Origin of the sequence: Paenibacillus vortex V453, assembly GCF_000193415.1 — a bacterium.
Taxonomy (GTDB): Bacteria; Bacillota; Bacilli; order Paenibacillales; family Paenibacillaceae; genus Paenibacillus_AQ; species Paenibacillus_AQ glucanolyticus.
In genome coordinates this window covers 153343-177610 of sequence record NZ_ADHJ01000037.1, presented here as the reverse complement: position 1 = coordinate 177610, position 24268 = coordinate 153343, and the positions used below count along the sequence as shown (strand labels likewise).

Below are 24268 nucleotides of genomic sequence, written 5' to 3'. Positions count from 1 at the left end.
TTTTTGGACTTATTCCTAAATTAATGGGGAAATACTAATGTAAGGAAAATTCGGACTATAGGAGGAGTAGACTTTGTCTTTGCTGCACATCGCCGTTCTGGCACCTTTTATTGTAGCGCTTGTGGTTATGCTGACCTACAAGCTCATAGGCCGTGTTCATACCGGATGGGTGATTCTGCCGGTACCGGTTATCCTGTTTGCCTACTTTTTGGGTCTTATCCCAACCATTCAGGGAGGTGAACAAGTTCAGGCCGTTCTGGAATGGATTCCAAGCCTTGGAATTAACTTTACGGTCTACTTGGACGGGTTAAGTTTGATATTTGCACTCTTAATATCGGGTATTGGCTCGCTTGTGGTATTGTATTCTATCTTCTATATGGACAAAAAGAAGGAAGCCGTGCACAGATTTTATGTGTATCTGCTTCTGTTCATGGGGGCCATGCTGGGCGTGGTGCTCTCCGATAACCTGATGGTATTGTACGGCTTCTGGGAGCTGACCAGCATTTCGTCATTCTTGCTGATTGCATTCTGGCACCATCGCGACCGTTCCCGGTACGGGGCATTGAAATCCATGCTGATCACCGTATTCGGTGGCCTAGCCATGTTTGCTGGATTCATTATGTTGTATACCATGACAGGCACCTTCAGTGTCCGCGAGATTGTGGCGAATGTGGGAAGCATCAGCGGCGAAGCGCTGTTTATTCCAGCCATGATCCTGATTCTGCTGGGCGCCTTCACCAAATCCGCGCAGTTTCCATTTCATATCTGGCTGCCGGATGCCATGGAAGCGCCGACTCCGGTCAGTGCTTATCTGCACTCGGCCACGATGGTCAAGGCGGGAATCTACCTGGTTGCCCGCTTTAGTCCGGTATTTGCCGGTCAGGCCGCTTGGTTCTGGATCATTGCGATTACAGGCTTGACCACGTTGATCTATGCTTCAATTCGCGCGATCAAGCAGACGGATCTGAAGGCATTGCTTGCATTCTCTACGATCAGCCAACTGGGGCTCATCATGAGTTTGCTCGGACTGGGTTCTGCGGCGGCTTATTATGGAGGAGGCGTGGACACGCTGCTCTATACGAAAGCGACCACAGCAGCCATCTTCCACCTGATCAACCATGCGATATTCAAGGGCGCTTTGTTTATGGTGGTCGGCATCGTGGATCATGAGACGGGCACCAGGGATCTGCGGAAGCTCGGCGGTCTCATGTCACTCATGCCGATTACGTTCACGGTGGCTGTCATTGGAGCTTTTTCCATGGCCGGACTGCCTCCGTTTAACGGATTCCTAAGTAAAGAAATGTTCTTCACCGCCGTGCTGCAGGCATCTCATATGAATTTCTGGAATGCAGATACGTGGGGTGTGCTGATCCCTGTTGTGGCATGGATAGCCAGCGTGTTTACGTTCCTGTACAGCATGATTCTGGTATTCAGAACCTTCACCGGAAAATTCCAGCCTGAGAAGCTGGAGAAGAAGCCGCATGAAGCACCGCTGGGGATGCTGATTCCTCCAGTAATTCTGGCTTCGCTGGCCATCGTCTTCGGTCTGTTTCCGAATTTGTTGTCCTACTCCCTTATTGAACCGGCTATGGCTGCCATTCATCCGGGGCTGCTGGCAGGAGGCGACCGCTTCCACGTGAAGATCGAGATGTGGCACGGCTGGACTGCGGAAATTTATATGACAATCGGCATTATTGTTCTGGGTACCGTTCTGTATAAACTTCATGGCAGCGTGAGCGTGCTGAACCGTCCGTTGAGTAAGCGAATGACATTAAACCGTCTGTATGACGGTGGATTGCGCGTCCTCGAAAGAGGCGGCAAGTCGCTGACCTCGACTTACATGACAGGTTCAATCCGTCATTACGTCATGTATATCTTTGTATTCTTTATTGCCGTTCTTGGCGGAGGGCTGCTGCTGATAGACAATATCGGGTTTGATATGTCTGCATACGCGCCAATGTCTTTTTATGAGGCAGTTGCGATTCTGGGCTTGGTCATTCCGGTCATTGCGCTTCCGTTCGTCCGTACACGACTGATGGCGATCATATTAACCGGTGCTGCCGGCTACATGGTTACCTTGTTCTTTGTCCTGTTCCGTGCGCCGGACCTTGCGCTAACGCAGATGGTTGTAGAGACGGTATCCGTCATGCTGTTCCTGCTCTGTTTCTATCATTTGCCGAAGCTGAAGCGGGAAAAGGTTCCGATGAGCCTGAAGTGGAGAAATCTGCTCATATCGGTCGGCGTCGGGGCCGTGGTTACCTTGATTGCACTCGCTGCCAGCAGCGGCAGGGCCTTTGAATCGATTGCGGACTATTTCATTAAAGAGAGCTACAACTCCGCGGGCGGTAAAAATATCGTCAATGTCATTCTGGTGGACTTCCGCGGTTTCGATACCCTGCTTGAAATTACGGTTCTGGGCATTGCTTCCCTTGGAATCTACGCCTTGATCAAAGTCGATTTGGGTGAAGGCATTCTAGGCGAGCGGGATCGCTACGAAGGTGTTTATCTGCCCAACAGCAACGACGTCATTCTGCGGACTGTTTCCAAAGTTGTCATCTTTATCGTGGTAACCTTCTCATGGTTCCTGTTCAACTCTGGACATCATGAGCCTGGCGGAGGGTTTGTTGGAGGATTGATGACTTCCGCGGCACTGGTTCTGTTGTCGATGGCTTTCGGCATGGACATGACCCGGAAAATCGTGCCCTTCGAGTTCCGGAAGGTTATGGCGACAGGACTTCTCATTGCTCTGCTTACGGGCATCGGTTCATTTGCCTTTGGCGCACCGTTCTTAAGTCATTCCTTCGGATATTTCAACCTGCCACTGCTTGGAGAAACCGAGCTGGCTACTGCCGTTATCTTCGACCTCGGCGTATATTTAGCCGTTGTTGGCGTAACGATGACCATCATCAATTCGATTGGGAGGGATAACTGACCATGGAACTCTATATGTCACTTGCTATCGGGATTATTTTTGCCGTTGGGATATACCAGATTCTGTCCAAAAGCTTGCTGCGGATTATTCTGGGTACATCGCTCCTGACCCATGGTGTCCACCTGCTTCTGCTCACCATGTCGCGGCTGAAGACCGGAGCGGCACCGCTGCTTGGCGAAAAGGCATCCGCTTACGTCGATCCGGTTCCGCAAGCTTTAATTCTAACTTCCATTGTCATCAGCTTCGGTGTCACATCGTTCTTCTTCGTATTGGCATATAAAGCGTATCAACGCCTCGGCACTGATAACATGGAAGAGTTAAGGGGGACGGAGGATGAATAATGTAATCGTTCTTCCGCTTCTCATTCCGCTGGTTACAGCCGTAATTCTCATCTTCTGCTCCAAATACGTCCGCGCGCAGCGCTTGATTAGCGCCATCAGCGTTGTGATGAACGTACTGGTCGCTCTGTTCATCGTAAATCAAGTGAACCATGAAGGCATTCAGACGCTTCATATGGGCGGATGGCTGCCACCATACGGGATTGTGTTTGTTGCGGATATGCTCGCGGCACTGCTGGTTCTTACAACGCTGATTGTGGCTGCAGGCTGTCTGTTCTACGCGTTTCGAAGTATTGGGGAAGAGAGAGAGAAGCACTACTTCTATCCCTTTTTTCAATTTTTGCTTGCTGGCGTAATCGGATCATTCCTGACGGGGGATCTGTTCAACCTGTTTGTCTGTTTCGAAGTGATGCTGATCGCTTCCTATGCACTGATTGTGCTGGGCGGAACGAAGCGTCAGCTGAGAGAAACCCTAAAGTACATGCTGATTAATATTATTTCATCCACCCTGTTTGTTGCAGCCGTTGCCTACTTGTATGGTACGGTGGGTACGTTGAATATGGCGCATCTGTCCCAACGCGTGGCCGAAGTGCACCAGGATGGCGTATTGTCGGTCATCGGCATTTTGTTCCTGATCGTATTTGCCCTGAAGGCCGGCTTGTTCCTGTTCTTCTGGCTGCCGGGCTCCTACAGTGCGCCTCCAGCGGCAGTGACCGCTTTGTTCGGCGCGCTGCTCACAAAGGTCGGGTTATATGCGATTATCCGTACTTTTACCTTGATCTTCTATCATGATATTGGCGGCATTCATGCCATCATCGGATGGATGGCCGCAGCCACGATGATTCTAGGCAGCTTGGGTGCGGTTGCCTACAAGGATCTTGGACGAATCCTGAATTATAACATCATTATCAGTGTGGGTTTCATTGCCTTTGGGGTTGCAGTCGCGTCTTCCGATTCCTTGAATGGAGCCGTATTCTACTTGATGCACGATATGATTGCGAAGGCACTGCTCTTCATTCTGGGCGGCATCATCATAGCATCGGGTGGCACGAATAAACTGAGTGAGATGGGCGGTCTGATGAAGCGTCATCCGTTGGTAGGATGGATGTTCTTCATTGCTGCACTTGCTCTGGTTGGCATCCCGCCGCTCAGCGGTTTTCTTGGAAAAGTCCTTATTATCCGCGGCGGGCTGAGCGAGGGACATTATTGGCTGTCTGGACTGGCCCTGGCATCAAGCCTAGCTGTATTGTATTCCCTGATAAAGGTGTTCATGGGAGCTTTCTGGGGAGATGTCCCTGGATCGCGTGATACGCAGCAGCCGGTCAGAATCCATCGGACAGCTTATGCGGCCGTTATCGGGTTATCGGTTATGGTGATTGTCCTTGGAGTCGGCTCGGAGTGGATTTATTCCTATACCTCTCAAGCCGGCGCCGTATTATCCGATCCATCACTATATATTAATGCCGTATTAAAGGAGTAGTGGATATGGGCCATCAAATCCTGTTAAATATCATCATTGCCGTTGTCTGGATGTTTCTGAACAATAACTGGTCCCCTCAGCAGTTTATTGTCGGATATCTGATCGGAATCTTGCTGATTTACCTGTTGAGACGCTTCTGGCCGAATGATTTCTATCTGCGCAAGCTGTGGTCGGTCATCTTGCTGCTGCTCTTGTTTCTAAGCGAGCTGTTTAAATCGAGCATCACCGTCATCGGTCAGATTATTCGGCCGAAGCTGAACGTACGTCCAGGCATCTTCGCCTATACAACCGAGCTGAAATCGGACTGGGAGATCACGGTGCTGTCCTGCCTGATCTGCCTGACGCCGGGAACACTGACACTGGAGGTGTCGCGTGAAGGACAGACGCTGTACATTCATGCGATGGACATCGAGGATGTTGAAGAGCTGTCGAACCAGATCCGTGGTACCTTTGAAAGGGCGATCAAGGAGGTGACCCGCACATGATCAACAGTATGCTGATTGCTTCGCTGGTCATACTGTCTCTTGCGATACTGGGCTGCTTGTACCGTTTGATTAAGGGGCCATCGATGAACGACCGGATTATGTCGCTGGATACGATCGGTATTATTCTGTTATCCATGATTGCTGTCCTGTGCATGCTCTTTCGGACAACCGTCTATTTCGACATTATCCTGTTAATTGGAATTTTGACTTTCATCGGAACAACTGCACTAGCGAGATATATTGAGAGGGGTGATGTCATTGAACGCACAAATGATGAGTCAGATCGGTGAGTTTATCATTGCACTCATAGTGCTGCTCGGTGCATTGCTCGGTGCATTGAGTGCGTTCGGCCTGATTCGCCTGCCGGATGTTTACATGCGTTCCCATGCAGCTACGAAAAGCGCTACCTTGGGCGTCCTCTTGATCCTTGCAGGTGCATTCCTGTATTTCACGTTCTACCTGGAGCATGTCAGCGCCAAGCTGCTGCTGGGTATCGTATTCGTGTTCATTACGGGACCGGTGGCGGGTCACCTGAACGGAAGGGCCGCTTATCGATCGGGTGTATCCATGTGGGACAAAAGTGTCCACGACGACCTGAAGCCTGCACTTAAACGCGAACGGGAGCGGATGCGCGAGTCTCAGGCGGTGGATTCCTCCAAAGCAGGGGTAAATGAAGAAAGCTGAAGTTTATGAGTGGACGATTTACGGATAGAATGCGGGCGGCCTTAGATCTGAATTCCATCGGACTAAGGCCGTTTAATTTAACTTGTAATTGTTCGTTATTGTAAAAGTGAATATATGCGTGAATGTCTTTCTCAAGCTCCTCAAAGGTAGGGTATGTATGCAAATAAGCGTTTGAATAGCAAGGTGAATATTATTCCGGCGATACTGTCTTAATGACGCCTCGCTCTCGAGTTCCTGTAACTTTTTTAAGAAAGCATTCTCCGCCCGAAGTCGCTCCATTTCATATTTCATCTTCTTGATTTCGAGTTTTTGGAGATCGGTCTCTGTTAGTTCCTCCAGGGCCTTCTTTTTTCCCCATCCGTCTTGTAATGCATCTTCACCACCATCTTCGAACTTCTTCACCCATTGGTACACTTGTTGGTAGGAGACCTTATGTTCTTTTGCTGCCTTCTGGCAATCGTGTTGATTTGCAAGGCAATACAGAACGATATCGATCCGTTCCTGCCATGTTGTAGATCGACCCTTTGTCATAGCTTTTGTTCCCCCTGAATAGGTTTTTAAGCTGCTATGACTATTTATACTTGTCGATAATCTGATACTTTAATCGTCCACTATTTAAATAATCCAGTACGGCTTGAAGTTTGAGTTCCGCAGAGTAGCTTCGATTATGGGTCCGATCTTCTAGCCCTTCATAGCCGTAAATCTCATAACGGCGTCTCCATTTGGCAAGGGTTGATTTAGAAATACCGTATTTTTCAACTGCAGCTTTAACTCCAATTTTGCCCAACCTGATCTCTTGAATAATGGCATATTTCTCTGATGCACTTCGCTTTATTCCACACATAAAAAATGCTCCCCTCACGAAAACAGGTGTTATTATTTCACCTGTCTACCGTAAGGGGAGCATACCAGAATCGGGGCAGCCCTTTTTCTGTTTCAGGCAGGTAGTTTCATTCATGTGGTAGAATTTGCAATAGGGGATCATGAAGTAAATCATTGGCAGCAAGGACAGGGGTGTGACATCGTGCGTAGTGTCCCCTGTCCGCATGATGCGTGGTCCGGGTCCATGGTGCAGGGCATGCTTTTGATGGCTGTCCACCAGAAATAAGATTATTCATGGCAAGGAGAATTCATATGACAATAAGCAGTGAGAACGGTCGTCTCCAGCTGAAGCAGCTGTTATCCTTTATTGCAAGATTGAATGCGATCCATCAACATCATGTAGGCTATTGCGGTGAACAGGAAGAGGAGATATACAGCACACTCCAGGAGGAGTTCGGTGAATCAGGGGAGCTAAACCGATGGTTTACGGTTATGTATGATCAAGATGAGATGGTAGGAGCTCTAGGATTCAACGTGGACGATGAAGAGCGTGCAGCTGAATTATGGGGCCCTTTCATCGATGCGGAAGGCGCTGAGTGGGATCGGATGGCGGAGCAGCTATGGACTGCCGGGATTAAAAAGATTAAGGACAGCGTGGATCGATATTTTGGTTTTTATAATATTCATAATCAGTCTGCCATTAAATTCCTGGAGGCCAAAGGCGGGGTGAGATCGGGAGATCACGCTATTCTGCGAATGCGAAACGCCGACTTCATCCCGGATGGCTCCATTTCTCTGCAGAACATGACGCCTGCGTACACGGAAGAGTTTAAGAAACTCCATGCAGCAAGCTTTCCGAATACCTATTACAGTGCAGAGCACATTATGCAGCAGCTGGATGAGAATCACAGGCTGTTTATCCTTACTGAACAAGGCCGATTCACTGGTTATGTTTATGTGGAAGGAGATCCTGAATTCAAGGAAGGCAGCATTGAATACTTGGCCGTGTCCGACCAATTCCAAAGAAAAGGTTACGGACGCGCGCTGCTCGGACAAGCGCTGCATTATTTATTCCATAACATCCAGTTGGAGGAGATTTCGTTATGCGTGGAACTGGGGAACGAAGGAGCGATCCAGCTGTACCGCAGCACCGGGTTTGACACTGTACATAAGCTTACTGCCCTGCGCGTTAAATCGAGTGGAGTGTAATCAGATAACGGGATGAACGCTTGCTTCTTCACGACAAGACCCGCCTGTCCTTGTTATGGGATGGGCGGGTCTTGTCATGAGTCCACTATGGCTTCGTATTCTTATTGCTTGACGCGCCGTCAGGCTGGTCTTCATGGTGGTAGCGGTTCTCCATCTTCTTGCCGGCCAGCCACAGCAGCCACAGTACCAAAGCGGCGATGAGAATGCGCCAGGGCTGCTCAACGAACGCTCTCCAGTCATGTCCGATGAAAGCGACCATAAAGATCATAACGGACTTTCCCGCCATTACGGCTATCGTGAACGTTGTTGCCGATACCGTGCTGATGCCAGAGGCGATGTTAATCAGCGAGGACGGGGTGAAGGGAAAGCAGTACAGCATGAAGATGGGGGTAAATCCCTTCTCCTCAATCCAGTGGAAAAAACGCTGAGATCCCGGCATTCTTTTTTGGATAAGCAGGCCCAGCTTGCCTCCCAGCTTGCGAACAATCCAAAACACCGTAATGGATCCAAGGCAGACGCCAATCCATGACAGGAAGAATCCCCACCATAAGCCATAAGCAGCGGAATTCCCCATCACCAGCACGATAAGCGGCAGGATGGGAAGAAACGCCTCTATAAATGGAAGCAATATGCCCGGGATGGGTCCCAGCTGGGAGTACTGCTGAAGCCATCCCTGCACTTGATCCATATCAATATCTTTCATATGGGTCCATACGTTCTGAAGCCATTCCAACATGATGAGTGAATCCTCTCCCTGCCTAGGGTAAAATTATGTAATTTCTGGTCGATTACAGATGAATTACATTATAGCATAACCGGAAGCTATATTATAAATCGCAGTTGTCCTGCTACAAAATAAGCTCAAACTCTTCCGATTTCGGTTGAGTTTGAGCTTATCTGCTTCATGTTTGATTAATCCGGTTCTATTCGGCTCCAGTCGACTCTGTGCCTGCCCCGCAGGGACCAAATAATGAGTACAATGATCCCGATGATGACGGAACCTATCGTTACCATATAATTGCCCCAGATGGATACGTATTCGATCTCGACGATGGCATATTCGGAAGGCACGACAACGTATCGGACCATCTCAAGCCAAGCCAGGTGAAAGCCGATATTTATCCACAGATTGTTGGATACGATACGGAGCAGCTGCAGTACCGTGCCAAAAGCGATTAAATTAACGATATACTCTACCGTAATCAGATCCCAAGTACCCAGTCCTGCCGCCACCATGAATCCAGTTACGGCGATGGGTGCAAGAACGAATAAGAAGACCTGGAGGATTAGCGCAAGCCAGCGCGGATAACGGGTGTTTAAATTACGGAACAAATACCCCCGGAAGGTGAGTTCTTCAGGAAAGGCTTCGTAGAAAAAGGCAATGGGAATGTTGATGAGCATGACGAGCAGAGTAACTGCCGGTAAATGGAGAGCGACAACCCGGAGCCATCCGAAGGCGCTTCCCAGCAGCAGGGCCACTGCCGTAACAAGTGCCAGAAAGCCAATGCCGAGAAGGAAATAACGAAGCCCCGATGGCGGTGAGCTTAGACCAAGCCCGCTCCATGGACGCCGGTCCGCATAACGCCTAAGCAGATAAATCAGCGGCACTGTAACGCTAGTCGTTACAACGGCAAGGAGGATTTGCAGACCGAGTGTGGGAATGCCGTAAGTGCCTGCGGCCGTGGCAATGACTACGGCAAGTCCGAGCCCTATTACAAATGCCAGCCAGCCGAAGGCGATACGCCAGAACAAATTCAATCGGCCTTCTTGATCACGGAATATCCGGGATATTCCATGATGAGTACTCAATTCAGTTGATGTACGAATGACCAGATCTCTCCTCTCCTGGAACACGATGCGGTGTTCGTTTCTCTTGTACCATTAATATGTATAGTATTTTTTCTATCAAGGTGTTCCACAGAGGAAACCCATTTTTAGGAGTATCTGGCTCCAGCTGAAGAGAGATTAATGCTTGATTATAGTACGCTGTATTAAAAAAAGTTGGAGGTGTATAATGGAGGTATGCCAAAAATAGTAGATCATGATAAACAAAGAGAATGGGTTGCCGAAGCGGCTCTGCGGGTTATTCAGAAGGGTGGACTGGAAAAAGCGACGGTACGTAATATTGCGGAAGAGGCCGGCTTGTCCGTAGGCTCCATGCGGCATTATTTCTCAAGTCAGGCTGAGCTGCTGGCCTTTTGCATGAACCTCATTATTGAACGGATTGAGAAACGCTTAACGTCCTTATCATTGAAGGGGCCAGTGTTCTCGGATATGAAGCTGGTGCTGATGCAATTTCTTCCGATGGATGAGGATAGAACGATGGAAATGGAGGTATGGATGTCGTTTGTTGCCAAAGCGCTCATCTATCCCGAATTACGGAAGATAAACGATGAGATGTATGATGGTTTAACGAAAGCATGTCATTTCGTCATCGATTCCCTTGTCACCCATAAGCTTGCTAAACCGGAGCTGGATCTTGAATATGAGAAGGAGCGAATATACGCATTGGTTGATGGATTGGCGATTCACCATATCATGAGACCGCAGCAGCTTACGCAGGATAAGATCGAGAAGATCATCGATCAGCATCTGCAATCCTTGTGTATCGATGAGCTGATAATGCCCTAAAGTTCCGTGCGTATTACTGTGTCAATATTGACATGCCGATCAATTTTTTAATACAATGGTTCTTCGACAGGTATTATCGTGTGAAAAAAGATACAAAAGGAGAATGGCATGGTCAAACATCACAAAAAAATGACAGTCGGCGAGATTCTAAAAAGGTTCATCTTTATTACGATCGGGGCTATCCTGATGGCCGTGGCGCTTGAGATATTCCTCGTGCCAAACGAAATTATCGACGGTGGTATTACCGGTATTTCTATCGTATTATCATCGATTACACCTATCAAACTCGGTGTGTTCCTCTTCATCATCAACTTGCCGTTTCTGTTTATCGGTTACAAGCAGATAGGCAAAACGTTTGCGTTCTCGACCTTGTACGGGATCGTAGTGCTGTCGCTCGCGACAACATTCCTTCATCATGTAGAACCGTTTACGAACGAGAAAATTCTGGCGGTACTGTTCGGTGGGCTGATTCTGGGTCTTGGAGTAGGCCTTGTTATCCGTTATGGGGGGGCTCTTGACGGGACGGAGATCGTGGCCATTCTGCTGTCCAAAAAGCTGCGAATGCCAGTCGGACAGATCATCATGATCATCAACGTCTTTATTTTCATCACGGCAGGGTTTGTGTTCGGTGCAGATTCAGCCATGTATTCAATCTTCTCTTACTATATAGCGGCAAAAGTGATGGATATTGTGGTAGAGGGCTTGGACGAGTCCAAATCCGTTACGATTATATCCAATGAATACGAAGAAATCTCAAGTGCGATCGTGCAGCGTCTGGGCCGCAGCACCACCATGATATATGCAAAGGGCGGGTACTCTCAAGAGGACACGCAAATGATATATTGCGTTGTGACAAGGCTTGAGATTGCGAAGCTGAAGACCGTAGTGCAGGAGATTGACAAGAATGCGTTTATTTCGATTCAGAATGTAGCGGACGTGCTTGGTGGAAGTATGGCGAAGGCCGATATTCACTAGAAGCCGTTACAGCAGTTATGGATGGATGATCAGCGGTTTTTTGCAGATTTTTTCTGCAGAAGACCGTTTTTTTATTGGGGAGGGGAGGAGATTTGATTGCCTGAAGCTATGGGAGAGACTTAAGATCAAGGTCTGCTCGGACAATCGCTCAGGCAATCGCTCCATTACTTCCGTACTTCGAAAAATTCGCATGCATCCCGTTTATGATAACCGAGCGAACTGACACTGGACTGCGTAATGATGGTGTCGTCGGTAAACCGAATAACGAGACTCCCGGAATCGATCAGATGATTGTCCTTGAATATGCGGATACGGATCTGCTGCTCCATTACTTCCTGAAAATCCTGATCGGTCAATAATGGTCTGACAATAGGCATGGATCATTCTGCTCCTTAAGTTTGAATGATGGATTGAATACAACGTCCTATGATAATGGGGGATTGGTATGGCATTTCCGGCAGACAGGGAAGTAGGTGTCGTTCCCGCCAATCAGAATCTGCTCGCCGTCATATACGGGCTTCCCATCAATGACCCGAAGGTTCATGATAGCTTTCCGCTCACAGAACCAGCAGATCGTTTTCATTTCCTCGATTTTATCGGCGTAAATCAGCATCCAGCGGCTGCCTTCAAACAGCTCGTTGCGGAAATCATTCTTCAGCCCGAAGCCCATTACAGGCACGTCAAGCTCATCTACAATCCGAACAAGCTGAAGGATGCTATCCTTGGTAAGGAATTGGCATTCATCCACCAGAACGCAGTATGGCTTAGGCTGATGGTCCTTCACGATGCCGTAGATATCGGTGCTTTCCGTAACGGGTATCGCTTCCCGGCGCAGACCGATGCGTGAGGATACATAACCGACGGCATCCCTGTCATCAATGGCGGATGTGAAGAGAAGCACAGGTTTGTTCTGTTCTTCGTAATTGTGAGCAACTTTTAGAATCTCGATCGATTTACCACTGTTCATAGAACCGTGTTTGAAAAATAATTGAGCCATGCTTTCGTTCCTTTCCTGATAAATGCGACTTGAAGCATAAGCGTGCGGGTGTTGCGTAGAAACACTTTTTTTACATTATATATCGTATGACATGCAGAGTATATTGTCGCATTATTGGGCGCCGGTGTCCATTGGCAGGTATGAACATATTCTGACATGCAGGGGAGTGAGTCCGGAACGAAAAAAGGTTTGACAACCTGTATCAGCAGTTGTAATATAACGGCATACCAAATGAATACCAAGATAATCGACCAGATAACTGGAGATATCGCGCCTGTGAACAAGTACGAGCTATTGGAAGTACTTAGACAAGCGTAATATCTCCTTTTTTATTGAGATAAGCATATGCATGTATTTGAAGAGGCTTGTCGCCTTATCTCATAAGAAAGCGTTTCGCTATTATCCGGTCTGTCTTCTGGGAAATTACGTCGCTAGACGTTTTTCTTGCACTCTTTTAACCAAGTAATCAGGTAAGAATAATTAATGTATGGGATGGTGAGCGGAATGTCTGCGGATACATTGATCATTGAGCAGGTCAACAAGATTTTCCAAGCCCCAACAGGAAATGTCATGGCATTGAAAGGGATTGATCTTCGGGTTCGAAAAGGGGAATTCATTACATTGATCGGACCGAGTGGATGCGGAAAGAGCACCTTGCTCAAAATCGTGGCGGGCCTCGATACCTCGTATGAGGGGAATGTCCTGCTGAATGATAAACCTGTATCGGGTCCAAGCATTGAGAAGGGGTTCATTTTTCAAGAGCCGCGACTGTTTCCTTGGCTGACCGTGGAGAAGAATATCGCCGGAAATTTGTCGTTGAAGCAGGCAGCTGTACGCAAAAAAGTGGATGAATTCATCGAGCTTGTTCGGCTTCAAGGCTTTGAAAAGGCATATCCCCGAGAACTGTCCGGAGGAATGGCCCAGCGGGTAGCAATTGCCCGAGCGCTGCTGCGGAATCCGGATGTGCTGCTGCTGGATGAGCCGTTCGGTGCGCTTGATGCCTTCACACGTTCCCATATGCAAGAGGTCCTGCTGGATATATGGCAAAACAACCGCACGACCATGCTCTTTGTTACCCATGATCTGGATGAGGCGGTATTCCTCGGCGAGCGCGTGGTCATTATGAACCCCAGACCTGGCCATATTCGTTCCATCCTGCCAATCGATTTGCCGTTTCCACGCAAGCGGACGGGATCATCTTTTCAAGAGCTGCGGACCAAAGTACTGCGTGAATTCGAGAAAGTAGAAGAGCCGGAGTTCGATACAGGTGCGGGCATTTAATATCCATGACGATTCGATATTGAACGGGCAGAACGATAGATAACAGGGGAGAGAGCTAATCATGAGACCAATGAACAAGAAAGTCGTGTTTATTCTACTATTCATCATTTCTGTACTGGCTTCCGGATGTGCAAGCACAGATAGTCAATCCAAGACTCGTGCCGTGGAGAAGGGAGCGGACGGCCAGTATGGAGATCTGATTGTCAGGCTCGGCGTACAGGGAAGCGGAGGTTTGTTTGGCAAGGCCCGGGAGGAAGGGTGGTTTGAGGAGGAGTTTGGCAAGCTGGGTGTCAAGGTGGAGTGGGCAGAGTTTCAGAGCGGACCGCCGATGACGGAAGCGATGGCGTCGAATCGTCTCGATTTTGCGGGTTTAGGGAATATGCCGATTATCGCGGCCCAGGCGGCAGATATTCCATTTAAGGTGATTTCCCAAAGCTTGCATGGTCAGAAGAATGTGGCCATTATTGTGCCGCCTGACAGTACGGCGCAGTCTCTGAGTGATCTGAAAGGCAAGAAGGTAGCCGTAACGAAGGGAAGCAACGCGTTTAACTTTCTTTACCGGGGATTGGCAGACGCGGGGGTCAAGGTGTCTGACATTGAGATTATTCAGCTTCAGCCTGATGAAGCTCAGCCTGCGTTTGAATCGGGCGGAGTAGAAGCATGGGCCACTTGGGACCCTTATATAACCTTGAATACATTGACAGGGAAAGGCAAAGTGCTGGCCGATGGTGAGCAGCTTGGCGTTCTGTCCCCATCTTTCAATATTGTCCGGAAGGATTTTGCCGAGCAATACCCGGATCTCGTCACGCTCTATCTTAAAGTGCTGAACCAGACGCTAGCTTGGGAGAAGGAGAATGAAGCAGAGGCACTTAAGCGATATGCTGACGAGCGGGGCGTTCCCCAGGAAGTGATCCAGGGGACCTTTGACCGCTCCAGATCCATCAACATACCGGTAACAGACGAAATTATAGCTGAGCAGCAGAAAACGGCTGATTTTCAATTCGAACAGAAAACCATTCGCAAGAAAATCCAGGTTAAGGAGGTTTTTGATAATCAATATATAGAGGCCGTATCCAAATAGTACAAACAAACAATACGAAGGTGAGAGGAGGCGTGTTACATGCTCCAAGAAGGGATCAGCAAAGGGGCGGTTGCCATACCCGCCGAACCGATGAGGCGCCAGAAACGAATAGATCGACGATTTCTGATCAAGTTCACAAATGCATTGATAGGCTGGATGGTCCCCCTTGTTATCGTCATGGTATGGCAGGCTGCGGGAGCATTGGGCTGGCTCAATCCGATCCTGCTGCCGACTCCGCTTGCGATCTGGAATGAGCTCGTTCATTTAACGAGCACAGGCGAATTGATTCAACATCTTGGCATATCGTCCTGGCGCGCGCTGCTCGGATTTCTACTCGGCGGCAGCTTGGGTTTGGCAGCTGGCATATGGGTGGGATTCTCGTATAAGGCGGAACGGCTTGTCGATCCATCGCTGCAAATGCTGAGGACGCTTCCTCATCTAGCGATCGCGCCGCTGTTCATCCTATGGTTTGGTTTCGGCGAAACATCGAAAATACTGTTAATCGCCAAAGGCTCGTTCTTCCCGTTATACGTGAATACTTTCCTTGGCATACGATCAGTGGACAACAGGCTGTTTGATGTTGCGCGTGTGCTGCAGTTCAGTCGGTGGGATCTGATCCGCAGGTTGATCGTTCCGGCCTCGCTGCCTAACATATTTCTCGGAATCCGTCTCTCGATTGGCGTAGCATGGCTTGGACTGGTGGTGGCTGAGCTGATGGGTTCCAGCTCCGGCATCGGCTACATCATTAATGATGCGCGTTCTTTCTCATGGACGACTGTCGTATTCGTTGGAATCATAGTGTTCGCACTCGTCGGAAAGCTTTCGGATTCTCTCGTAAAATGGCTTGAGGGCAGGCTGCTGCGCTGGCAGGATAGCTACAAGGGTGGTGACAAGTCATGAAAAGTGAAATAGCCGCCAGCAAAGCTGCGGGGCAGGACTGGCTGAGGGCGGTACCCGGACCGCTTCATGCCTGGCTTGTACCGATAGCCATTGTAGCGTTATGGCAAATAGCCGGTGGACTGGGGTGGATATCGGCAACGCTGCTCCCGACACCGTTAACGATTGCCAAGCAATTTGTGAGTTTGGGTTTAAGCGGTGAGCTGTGGGAGCATTTTCAGATCAGCATCCTTCGGGCGCTCTCCGGCTTTGTGCTGGGGGGATTGACGGGGCTGGCACTTGGATTGTCAACAGGGCTTGGCAAAATGGCAGAGCGCACGCTTGATCCTTCCTTGCAGATGCTTCGTACAGTGCCGCTGCTATCGCTGATTCCACTGTTCATTCTCTGGTTTGGCATCGGGGAATTCTCGAAGATTCTCATGATTTCGCTTGGGGCGTTTTTTCCGATGTATGTGAACACCTTCCTTGGCATCCGCAGTGTGGATGTGAAGCTGTATGATGTATCAAGAATTTTTCAATATTCGAAGCTGCAGCTGGTAATCCGCCTGATCATACCGGCTGCGCTGCCAAACATTCTGCTGGGCATCCGCTTGTCGCTCGGGGTATCCTGGCTCGTCCTGGTTGTTGCGGAGATGATGGGCACCAGTGCTGGAATCGGGTACATGATTCAAGACGCGAGAGCGTATTCGCAGACTGATATCGTGTTTGTGGGCATTATTATTTTTGCCATCGTGGGCAAGCTGTCGGATTCGGTTGTGCGTCTGCTGGAATCCAAGCTTCTGAGGTGGAGAGAGACATATAAAGGCTGATCAGCGATCGTTCGCTGGGCCATATGGAAAAAAGGGGTGTTACACAGATGGGAACAACGAGCCGCAGAGATCATCAAATGCATCTGGGTGCGTTTATCTATTATGCCGGTCATCATCATGCCGGATGGCGTCATGCCGATTCCGATGTGGAGGGGATGTTTGGAATCGAGCTGTACAAGAAACTCGCCGCCACCGCGGAGCGGGGAAAGTTCGATATGATGTTTTTTGCCGATTTGCTGTATGTGACACAGGTCGAAAATTCCGCTTCCGGCATGCTGGACCCGCTGACGTTATTATCGGCCCTCTCTACCGTTACGGACAGACTGGGGCTTACCGCAACTGTCTCCACCACGTACAACGAGCCATATAATGTAGCCCGGAAGTTTGCCTCCCTGGACTTTATAAGCGGAGGAAGAGCAGGCTGGAATATCGTCACGTCCCAGCTTGATATTGAAGCCCATAATTATGGCAAGCCGAAACATCCAGAACATGGTCTTCGTTATGAGATGGCGCGTGAGTTCGTGGAGGTGGTCACCCGTTTATGGGACAGCTGGGAAGATGATGCGCTTGTTCTTGATCGTGAGTCGGGGAGGTTTGCCGATGGAGCCAAAGTGCAGCCTGTGGATTACACCGGACAGTGGTATTCCACGAAGGGTCCTCTGAATGTGCCGAGGCCGCCGCAAGGTTATCCTGTGCTGATTCAGGCTGGCTCTTCGGGACCAGGGCAGGATTTTGCCGCCCAATATGGTGAAGTTATATTCACGGCACAGCAGTCCAAGAAGGCTGCACAGGATTTCTATGCCAGTGTCAATTCCAAGCTGTCGCAGTATGGGAGAGCAAGCGGAAGCCTGAAAATCATGCCGGGTCTTTCACCTGTTATTGGAGCTACCGAGGAGGAAGCGTGGCGCAAGTTTCATGAGCTGCAGGCGTTGATACCGCCATCTTCCGCGATTACCGTTCTATCGGGTTTCCTTAATTATGACCTGAGCGGTTATCCGCTGGATCAACCCTTGCCAAGAGACATTCCGGATCCTGTAGCGGCTTCCAACGGCATGAAGAGCAGAGTCCAGTTATATATGGATATGGCCTATCAAGACAATCTGTCGATTCTGGAACTGGGCAGAAAGATACTAACCTCCAGGGGACATATGCAGTTTGTCGGAACCCCCGAGCAATTGACTGACATGATGCAGGATTGGTTTGAAGGTTACGCCTGTGACGGGTTTAATATTATGCCTCCGGTTCTGCCGGGCGATCTGGACGATTTCGTGAATACCGTCATCCCTGTGCTGCAAGAACGGGGATTGTTCCGTACCGAATACAGCGGACGAACATTGAGAGAGCATCTCGGTCTTCAGCGCCCGGATGTGGGGCACTTCCGCCAAGAGGTCCAGCGCGCAGCAGTGGATGTTAGATAACCTATGGGGATTAAAGAGACGTTTCAAGTGACTGAAGTACAGGTCATCTTGGGACGTTTTTTTGTCAGGAAAGGAAAATCAAAAAAAGGTATAATGTTTTTCAATCACATTGTCAGAAATGGCGAACTTCTCCGGTCATATAAGTAGTCAACGATACGAAAGAGGGTTTAAGCAATTGGCAACGACAGCAGACAGCAAGGTCCAATGGGATGAGATGGAAGATCGCGAGTTGGTGAAATATGCGCAGGCAGGAGAGCGGGAAGCATTCGGGGAACTCGTCCGGCGTCATCGGTCGAAGGTGTATGGCTATGCCAGAGCTATAACCCGGGAGTCCTATCTGGCAGAGGACGTTGTGCAGGATGCGCTCATCCGCGCTTTCATGCATCTTGGCAAGCTGGTTGATGTAGAGCGGTTCCTGCCATGGGTGCACCGGATCGTCCGGAACCAGGCCTATACCCGACTCAGAGGGAGCTCTGCTGTTAAAGAGCAGACATTTACCGAGCTTGAGGGCGTGGGAAGAGCAGATGGCACTGGAGGCTCGCACAATTGGGGCAATCTGGACAGCATTCTAGGACGGCTCCACCGTTCCGCAAATGAAGCAAGCGCAGGCTCCAGCGTGCCGGAGGAACGAATCCTCCAGCAGGAAACGCTGCGTGTCTTGACAGGCATCATTCAATGCCTCAAGCCTCGCGAACGGCTTATTTTCGAATCCCATTTCTTCGATCAGCTGTCGCCGCAAGAAATTGCCAACCTGTTTCAGCTCTCTTCGGCCAATGTGTATCAGATAATATCCAGGTCACGCAAGAAAGTGATTCAGGAAAAAATCCGTATCACCGTTGACTCTTATATTAAGACGAGAAGGGATTTGGGAATCATGACAAAGAAAATTTTGCCGTATGAAGGATCGCTGAAAGAAACAAAAACCTGGACGAGTGCTGCAGATGCCACCTATAAAATACTACAATTCACTGACCGGAAGCTCTCACTGCCTATGGTGATGGGGCTTACAGGGCATGCTTTCCGGATCAACATCATACCGAATAATGTTCATATTGCCGGTCCGACCGCTTATTTCTTTGGCGAAGCGTTATCCCGTGGACTTCATAACATCGGTTTCCATTCCAAATTCGTTGACGGGATGTCGGACGGAATCGGACCTAACACCAACCTGCTGGATCCTGCCCTCATGGAAAAAGGAGCGATGAGCAAACGCAGCATTCACCAAGAGCTGCCAAGAGCCCTCGATCTCATTCACAGCTCGCTGGACCGGGGATACCCTGTGCTGGCATGGGATATTTTCTTCCCGGAGTTCGGTACGCTGTATGGGTACGATGATGAGACCAGAACCCTGTACGCGGAGGAGTGCGGCAGAGTGGATACGCTGCCTTACGAAAATCTGGGCAGGAGTGTCATGGAAGATCTATTCGTTCTGGTCATCGAGGGCTCCGTTGATATAACGCTCCGTCAGCAGCTTCGACTTGCCCTTGAGACTGCCGTTGAGCAATATGAAGGAAAAGAAAGCGTCGTACCCACAGCCGTCAAAGGAATCGCGGCATATGATGCCTGGCTTGAATCGTTGCAGGGGCGGCAGATTGAGCCCAATGGTCACGCCTACAACATTGAAGTGCTGAGAGATGCCCGTTATTACGCGGCAGAGTTCTTCAAGGAATTGATTACAGCTTGGCCGCAAGAGAACGGTGAAGAGCCGGAGCTTACGGGGCTGTTCGAGGAGGCAAACATGTTGTATGCAGGGATGTGTGAACGGTTCAATGTGCTGCATCAGATGTTCCCTTTCCCGGTAGGGGGCGAGCCCAATCTCGAAGATCAATCGACCAAGGCGATAACGTTGGTAGAGGATATCAAAGCTCTGGAGATTAAGGCTGTCGCTAAATTGAAAGAGATTTATGCAAAATTGACTAAATAAGCTATGGGATAACAGAAGTCACCGATTACCCGAAGCTTGTACACCTCGACGGGTGGCTACTCTGCGGGCTGGAGAGGGGGCTTTTGTCGTTACCGCGCTTCCGTTTGTGAATGAGGGGCTGCTTGCAGCCCCTTTTTTGTGTAAGTAAACTTCGATGGATTATTCAATGATCTCAATTCCAACGTCGACCAACTGTTCTTTCCCCATAATATTCATAAGCACTTTCGCTCGCTTTTTATGTTTATCGACTTTTTTTATGTGGCTCTCCAAACCTTTCAAGGGACCCGATTGGACGATCACCTTGGAATCTTGGAAATAGACCTGGGAATACTCGATAACCTCATTCTCGTTAATCAGCTGCAGCACGACAAGCATCTCCTCACTGGGAATTTCCTTGAAAAAATGCGATTCTGCTGCTGGTCTTTCAGAAGCGACGCTAGCCATTTGCACATCAGGGAGGGTTGATCTTTTATCCTTGTTATTGAGATAGTTCAGTGTGTTGTAAATGAAAGGATTTTCTTTTAATGTATAATAAATGGAAAAGCTCATTTTGGTTTCGATGAACACATATCCGGGAAAAAGTGTTTTTATTACGTGCTGGACGGTACGGTCCTTTTTCTCCGGCACTTTTCTTTTAGGAATCACACTATGCAGCAAGTTGTTATCGAACCTTGTATCAAGCCATCGTTTGATGGAAGATTCGTAACCGGTTTTAACAAATAAAGCGTACCATGACATATGTGATCCTCCCTTCTTATTGGATGATGAAGATCATATCAAACAATTCGAGAAAAAAATGTCGAAATAAGGAATTTAAACAAAAAATAAACTACTAATCATATAAGATTAATAGTTTACAAATAAATAATTATATAATAATATATTGGTAATGAATGACTTTAATTAACAGAAACTTAAATCAACTTAATCGACGTTTCGGCGCGTTAAGAGCATTTAAGGGCCATAACATACACGTGACTAGTGTTAATGCTTACGAATCCTCCCGCAATTTAGGGGAGGACCTCGTAGGCATTTTTATGTTCATTTTTAAAAAGAATGATGCGCATGAATCGACCTTATTCTGTATCGAGGAGGCCTCCTGAAGGGAATGACAAGTCCATCCTGGGAAATGACGGTTGAGCATTTAATGTCTGGAGAAGGAACGGGTTCGAACGTGGCAAGTCTATGTTTTTTCTCTTGTTCAGAAGAGGAACAGCTGTTGAAGACGACAGAATTTCTTCATGTTGAAGAATGGCAGTATTATCGCTCACTCCATTTTGAACGAAGGATCAGAAGTTATCTGGCAGGCAGGTACGCAGCCAAAAAAGCGATTGCTCTGTACAAAAACGAGGATGATTTGAGACAAATTCTCATTGCACGGGGTATTTTTAACCAGCCCCTCGTGGTTCATTCACAGAATGCGCAAGTTAGTATAACGCATTCTGGCCATCTCGCCGCCGCCGTTGCTTTTTCGGAGAAGTTCCTTATGGGAATCGATATCGAACAAATCTGTGAGGGCAATCGGGAGGTTCTGCAAGATCAAGCAACCGCGAGAGAATTAAGCTTGATACAATCGCTGCCTTATTCTGCGGACAGCATGCTGACGTTGGTCTGGACGGCTAAAGAGGCGCTATCCAAGGTGCTGAAAACGGGATTATCCACCCCTTCGCTATCTTTGAATTGAAGCAAATCAACCTCAAGGATGATGTTTTTGTGAGTTATTATGAAAACTTTTCTCAATATGAAACGACTTCTTTCATGCTGGATTCCTTTGTCTGTTCCATGACTTATCCGAAGGGGATGCGGCTGAACATGAAGGCGATCAAAAAAGGATTAAACATACCTATACAAATCTAATTGGGAGGATGGTAGAAACTTATGCTGGCTTACGTATTTCCAGGGCAGGGTGCCCAGAAAAAAGGAATGGGCGAAGGGTTGTTTGACGAATTCAAGGATTTGACTGCGCAAGCGGATCGTATTCTGGGATATTCGATTAAGAGACTATGTCTGGAAGATCCGGATTCTGAACTTAATAAGACGCAATTCACCCAACCCGCATTATACACCGTTAGTGCATTAAGTTACTTCAAGAAGGTCATGGATTCCGGGAGCAGGGTCGATTTTGTTGCCGGACATAGTTTGGGGGAATATAACGCCCTGCTGGCAGCAGGAGCTTACGACTTTGCAACAGGACTGAAGCTTGTGCAAAAAAGGGGCGAATTGATGAGCCGGGCTGCCGGCGGGGGGCATGGCAGCAGTCATCGGCCTAAGTGAAAATAAGCTTGCAGAGGTGCTGCAGGAGTATAAACTGGACCGCATTGACATTGCCAATCTGAACAGCCCCCATCAGATCGTGATTTCCGGGGCGAAAGCAGACATGGATCATGCCATGAAGGTTCTTGAGTCCCACAAGGACGTGACGATGTGCATCCCCTTGCGAACGAGCGGTGCCTTTCATTCCCGGCATATGGAGGATGCAGCGAGAGAATTTGAAGCTTTCCTGGAAAACTTTACGTTCCAGTCATTGCGGATTCCGGTCATCTCCAATGTGCATGCCAGACGTTATCGACCAACCGAAATTAAACATAATCTGGTTCAACAGATTACAAGTTCCGTTAAATGGACGGAAAGCATTCGCTATTTAATGGGGCTTGGCGTACAGGAATATGAAGAGGTTGGGCCCGGGAGGGTTCTGACGGATCTAATAGCGAGAATCAGGACAGAGGCAAGTCCGCTGATCGTGGATGAACCGGAAGTGGTTGAGGAGTCCGTTGCAGAAAGCGTGAATGAAGAACTAATCGAGAGTGCCGCACAGATACCGTCAGTATTGGAATCGACGACTATGGAAGCATCGGGGGCGGAACCGCCCGCTCCGGTACCATCGGCAGAATATCATATTCTCCCTTCTTCCCTAGGAAGCATTGAATTCCGCAGAGACTATAACCTTAAATACGCCTATATGACCGGAGCCATGTACCGCGGCATTGCTTCCAAGGAAATGGTTGTAAGAAGTGGGTCAAGCAGGAATGATTGGGGTTTTTTCGGGGCTGGCGGCTTGAAATTACCGCAGATCGCGGATGCAATCCAATACATACAACGAGAGCTTTCTCAAGGCCAATCCTACGGCATGAACCTGGTTCACAATCCGACCGAGCCGGAGATCGAAGAACAAACCGTGGATCTGTTCCTGCAAAGCGGCGTGAGGGTTATGGAGGCGGCGGCTTTCATGAACATTACGCCTGCATTGGTTAAATACCGGGCCAAAGGCTTGACGTGTGACGTACATGGAAGGATTGTTTCTTCTAAGAAAATTATTGCCAAGGTATCGCGGCCGGAAGTTGCGGAAGCATTTCTCAGTCCGGCGCCTGAGCGGATCATTACAAAGCTGCGGGAGGAAAACAAAATCACGCCGGAAGAGGCCCTGATGCTTAGGGAAATGCCGGTTGCCGATGATATTTGCGCCGAGGCGGATTCCGGTGGTCATACGGACGGTGCAGTGGCTTATGCATTAATGCCGGCCATGATTAAATTACGGGATGAAATGATGGATAAGTATCGATATCACAAAAAAATAAGAATAGGCGCAGCAGGTGGGATCGGTACACCGGATGCGATATCGGCAGCCCTTACACTGGGTGCCGACTTTATTGTTACCGGTTCAATCAATCAATGCACCGTGGAGGCCGGAACGAGCGACGAAGCAAAGGACCTGCTGCAGCAAATGAACGTCCAGGACACGGAATACGCGCCTGCGGGAGATATGTTTGAGATGGGGGCGAGGGTGCAGGTGCTGAAAAAGGGGCTTTTTTTCCCGGCGCGCTCCAATAAGTTATACGATTTGTACCGTCAGTACAACTCCATTGATGAAATCGACGAGAAGACCAAGGCACAGATACAGGACAAGTATTTCAAGCGCAGTTTTGAGAGCGTATATGACATGGTCAGAACGCGCTATCCACAAATCGTCGAGAAGGCGGAGCGGAACCCGAAATACAAAATGGCCATGATATTCCGGTGGTATTTCAGTTACAGCACACGGTTGGCTTTGCAGGGCGACCCTGAAAATAAAGTGGATTATCAAATTCATTGCGGACCGGCCTTAGGTGCTTTTAATCAATGGGTTAAAGGAACCGAGCTTGAGCAGTGGCGGAACAGGCGCGTTGATGAGATTGCGGAGAAACTGATGGTGGAGACGGCAGCACTGCTCAATCAAAGATATAAGAGCTTCTCCAAGCTTTCGGAGACGGATGACATCGCAATGGAGAACAGCCGAAGCACACAAGAGGTTTATTAAAAGTGAGGTGT

General features: G+C 48.8%; 22 protein-coding genes and 3 pseudogenes. 17 read left to right on the top strand and 8 right to left on the bottom strand.

Features of this window, described 5'->3' with window-relative positions:
- Positions 1 to 73: 73 nt before the first annotated feature.
- From PVOR_RS18575 to mnhG, 6 genes are read left to right on the top strand one after another with little or no spacing between them, the layout of a single operon-like run.
- Positions 74 to 2932, top strand: a complete 2859-nt coding sequence (locus PVOR_RS18575) for a Na+/H+ antiporter subunit A (RefSeq protein WP_006210983.1) — start codon at positions 74 to 76, stop codon at positions 2930 to 2932.
- Positions 2933 to 2934: 2 nt separating this feature from the next.
- Positions 2935 to 3273: a Na(+)/H(+) antiporter subunit C gene (locus PVOR_RS18570; RefSeq protein ID WP_006210982.1), complete on the top strand. Its 339-nt coding sequence runs from the start codon at positions 2935 to 2937 to the stop codon at positions 3271 to 3273.
- Positions 3266 to 4750: a Na+/H+ antiporter subunit D gene (locus tag PVOR_RS18565; RefSeq protein ID WP_006210981.1), complete on the top strand. Its 1485-nt coding sequence runs from the start codon at positions 3266 to 3268 to the stop codon at positions 4748 to 4750. The genes PVOR_RS18570 and PVOR_RS18565 overlap by 8 nt, the downstream gene beginning before the upstream one ends.
- Positions 4751 to 4755: 5 nt before the next feature.
- Positions 4756 to 5235 carry a Na+/H+ antiporter subunit E gene (locus PVOR_RS18560; protein ID WP_006210980.1) on the top strand — a complete coding sequence of 160 codons (480 nt, stop codon included), beginning with the start codon at positions 4756 to 4758 and terminating at the stop codon, positions 5233 to 5235.
- A complete protein-coding gene (locus PVOR_RS18555) occupies positions 5232 to 5525 on the top strand; it encodes a Na(+)/H(+) antiporter subunit F1 (RefSeq protein ID WP_006210979.1) in 294 nt (97 codons plus the stop codon). The genes PVOR_RS18560 and PVOR_RS18555 overlap by 4 nt, the downstream gene beginning before the upstream one ends.
- A complete protein-coding gene (gene mnhG, locus PVOR_RS18550; protein WP_036637160.1) occupies positions 5509 to 5919 on the top strand; it encodes a monovalent cation/H(+) antiporter subunit G in 411 nt (136 codons plus the stop codon). Before PVOR_RS18555 ends, mnhG begins: the two co-directional genes overlap by 17 nt.
- A 37-nt stretch (positions 5920 to 5956) precedes the next feature.
- On the opposite strand, the pseudogene PVOR_RS32040 reads toward mnhG, so the two are convergent.
- The 3 genes and pseudogenes from PVOR_RS32040 to PVOR_RS29770 all read right to left on the bottom strand — a co-directional run.
- Positions 5957 to 6073, bottom strand: a pseudogene (locus PVOR_RS32040) (IS3 family transposase); the annotation flags it as partial.
- A 110-nt stretch (positions 6074 to 6183) separates the two neighbouring features.
- Positions 6184 to 6450, bottom strand: a pseudogene (locus PVOR_RS32035) (helix-turn-helix domain-containing protein); the annotation flags it as partial.
- Between the two features lie 40 nt (positions 6451 to 6490).
- Positions 6491 to 6763, bottom strand: a complete 273-nt coding sequence (locus PVOR_RS29770) for a helix-turn-helix domain-containing protein (RefSeq protein WP_006210976.1) — start codon at positions 6761 to 6763, stop codon at positions 6491 to 6493.
- A gap of 290 nt (positions 6764 to 7053) precedes the next feature.
- On the opposite strand from PVOR_RS29770, the gene PVOR_RS18540 reads away from it, so the two are divergent.
- Positions 7054 to 7950, top strand: a complete 897-nt coding sequence (locus PVOR_RS18540) for a GNAT family N-acetyltransferase (RefSeq protein ID WP_006210975.1) — start codon at positions 7054 to 7056, stop codon at positions 7948 to 7950.
- A gap of 85 nt (positions 7951 to 8035) precedes the next feature.
- On the opposite strand, the gene PVOR_RS18535 is transcribed toward PVOR_RS18540, so the two are convergent.
- On the bottom strand, positions 8036 to 8686 hold the full coding sequence (locus PVOR_RS18535; RefSeq protein ID WP_006210974.1) for a TVP38/TMEM64 family protein: 651 nt from the start codon (positions 8684 to 8686) through the stop codon (positions 8036 to 8038).
- A 176-nt stretch (positions 8687 to 8862) separates the two neighbouring features.
- Positions 8863 to 9759 (bottom strand): CPBP family intramembrane glutamic endopeptidase, encoded by an 897-nt coding sequence (locus tag PVOR_RS18530; protein WP_234973020.1) that lies wholly within the window; start codon positions 9757 to 9759, stop codon positions 8863 to 8865.
- A 213-nt stretch (positions 9760 to 9972) separates the two neighbouring features.
- Here PVOR_RS18530 and PVOR_RS18525 point away from each other — a divergent pair, with 213 nt between their 5' ends.
- Together PVOR_RS18525 and PVOR_RS18520 are read left to right on the top strand one after the other, a co-directional pair.
- Positions 9973 to 10581: a TetR/AcrR family transcriptional regulator gene (locus tag PVOR_RS18525; protein WP_006210972.1), complete on the top strand. Its 609-nt coding sequence runs from the start codon at positions 9973 to 9975 to the stop codon at positions 10579 to 10581.
- 108 nt (positions 10582 to 10689) lie between these two features.
- Positions 10690 to 11556 carry a YitT family protein gene (locus PVOR_RS18520; RefSeq protein ID WP_006210971.1) on the top strand — a complete coding sequence of 289 codons (867 nt, stop codon included), beginning with the start codon at positions 10690 to 10692 and terminating at the stop codon, positions 11554 to 11556.
- Between the two features lie 164 nt (positions 11557 to 11720).
- On the opposite strand, the gene PVOR_RS18515 is transcribed toward PVOR_RS18520, so the two are convergent.
- Both PVOR_RS18515 and PVOR_RS18510 read right to left on the bottom strand, forming a co-directional pair.
- Positions 11721 to 11933 (bottom strand): hypothetical protein, encoded by a 213-nt coding sequence (locus tag PVOR_RS18515; protein WP_006210970.1) that lies wholly within the window; start codon positions 11931 to 11933, stop codon positions 11721 to 11723.
- Positions 11934 to 11980: 47 nt separating this feature from the next.
- Positions 11981 to 12553 carry a thymidine kinase gene (locus PVOR_RS18510; RefSeq protein WP_006210969.1) on the bottom strand — a complete coding sequence of 191 codons (573 nt, stop codon included), beginning with the start codon at positions 12551 to 12553 and terminating at the stop codon, positions 11981 to 11983.
- A 504-nt stretch (positions 12554 to 13057) separates the two neighbouring features.
- On the opposite strand from PVOR_RS18510, the gene PVOR_RS18505 reads away from it, so the two are divergent.
- The 6 genes from PVOR_RS18505 (at position 13058) to PVOR_RS18480 (ending at position 19963) form a co-directional block, all read left to right on the top strand.
- Positions 13058 to 13834, top strand: a complete 777-nt coding sequence (locus PVOR_RS18505; RefSeq protein ID WP_006210968.1) for an ABC transporter ATP-binding protein — start codon at positions 13058 to 13060, stop codon at positions 13832 to 13834.
- A gap of 61 nt (positions 13835 to 13895) precedes the next feature.
- Positions 13896 to 14915 (top strand): aliphatic sulfonate ABC transporter substrate-binding protein, encoded by a 1020-nt coding sequence (locus PVOR_RS18500; RefSeq protein ID WP_006210967.1) that lies wholly within the window; start codon positions 13896 to 13898, stop codon positions 14913 to 14915.
- A 90-nt stretch (positions 14916 to 15005) separates the two neighbouring features.
- Positions 15006 to 15815 (top strand): ABC transporter permease, encoded by an 810-nt coding sequence (locus tag PVOR_RS18495; RefSeq protein ID WP_040680777.1) that lies wholly within the window; start codon positions 15006 to 15008, stop codon positions 15813 to 15815.
- Positions 15812 to 16621, top strand: a complete 810-nt coding sequence (locus PVOR_RS18490; protein ID WP_006210965.1) for an ABC transporter permease — start codon at positions 15812 to 15814, stop codon at positions 16619 to 16621. Before PVOR_RS18495 ends, PVOR_RS18490 begins: the two co-directional genes overlap by 4 nt.
- Before the next feature lie 47 nt (positions 16622 to 16668).
- Positions 16669 to 18039 (top strand): LLM class flavin-dependent oxidoreductase, encoded by a 1371-nt coding sequence (locus PVOR_RS18485; protein WP_006210964.1) that lies wholly within the window; start codon positions 16669 to 16671, stop codon positions 18037 to 18039.
- Between the two features lie 175 nt (positions 18040 to 18214).
- Positions 18215 to 19963 (top strand): RNA polymerase sigma factor, encoded by a 1749-nt coding sequence (locus PVOR_RS18480; RefSeq protein WP_006210962.1) that lies wholly within the window; start codon positions 18215 to 18217, stop codon positions 19961 to 19963.
- A gap of 159 nt (positions 19964 to 20122) precedes the next feature.
- Here PVOR_RS18480 and loaP read toward each other — a convergent pair whose 3' ends face one another.
- Entirely contained in the window at positions 20123 to 20701 is a 579-nt protein-coding gene (gene loaP / locus PVOR_RS18475) for an antiterminator LoaP (protein WP_006210961.1), read from the bottom strand.
- Positions 20702 to 21071: 370 nt separating this feature from the next.
- Here loaP and PVOR_RS18470 point away from each other — a divergent pair, with 370 nt between their 5' ends.
- Complete coding sequence (locus PVOR_RS18470; protein WP_006210960.1) at positions 21072 to 21647, top strand: 4'-phosphopantetheinyl transferase family protein; 576 nt, start codon at positions 21072 to 21074, stop codon at positions 21645 to 21647.
- A gap of 194 nt (positions 21648 to 21841) precedes the next feature.
- A pseudogene (gene fabD, locus PVOR_RS18465) lies at positions 21842 to 24257 on the top strand (ACP S-malonyltransferase).
- The last annotated feature ends 11 nt before the right edge of the window (positions 24258 to 24268 follow it).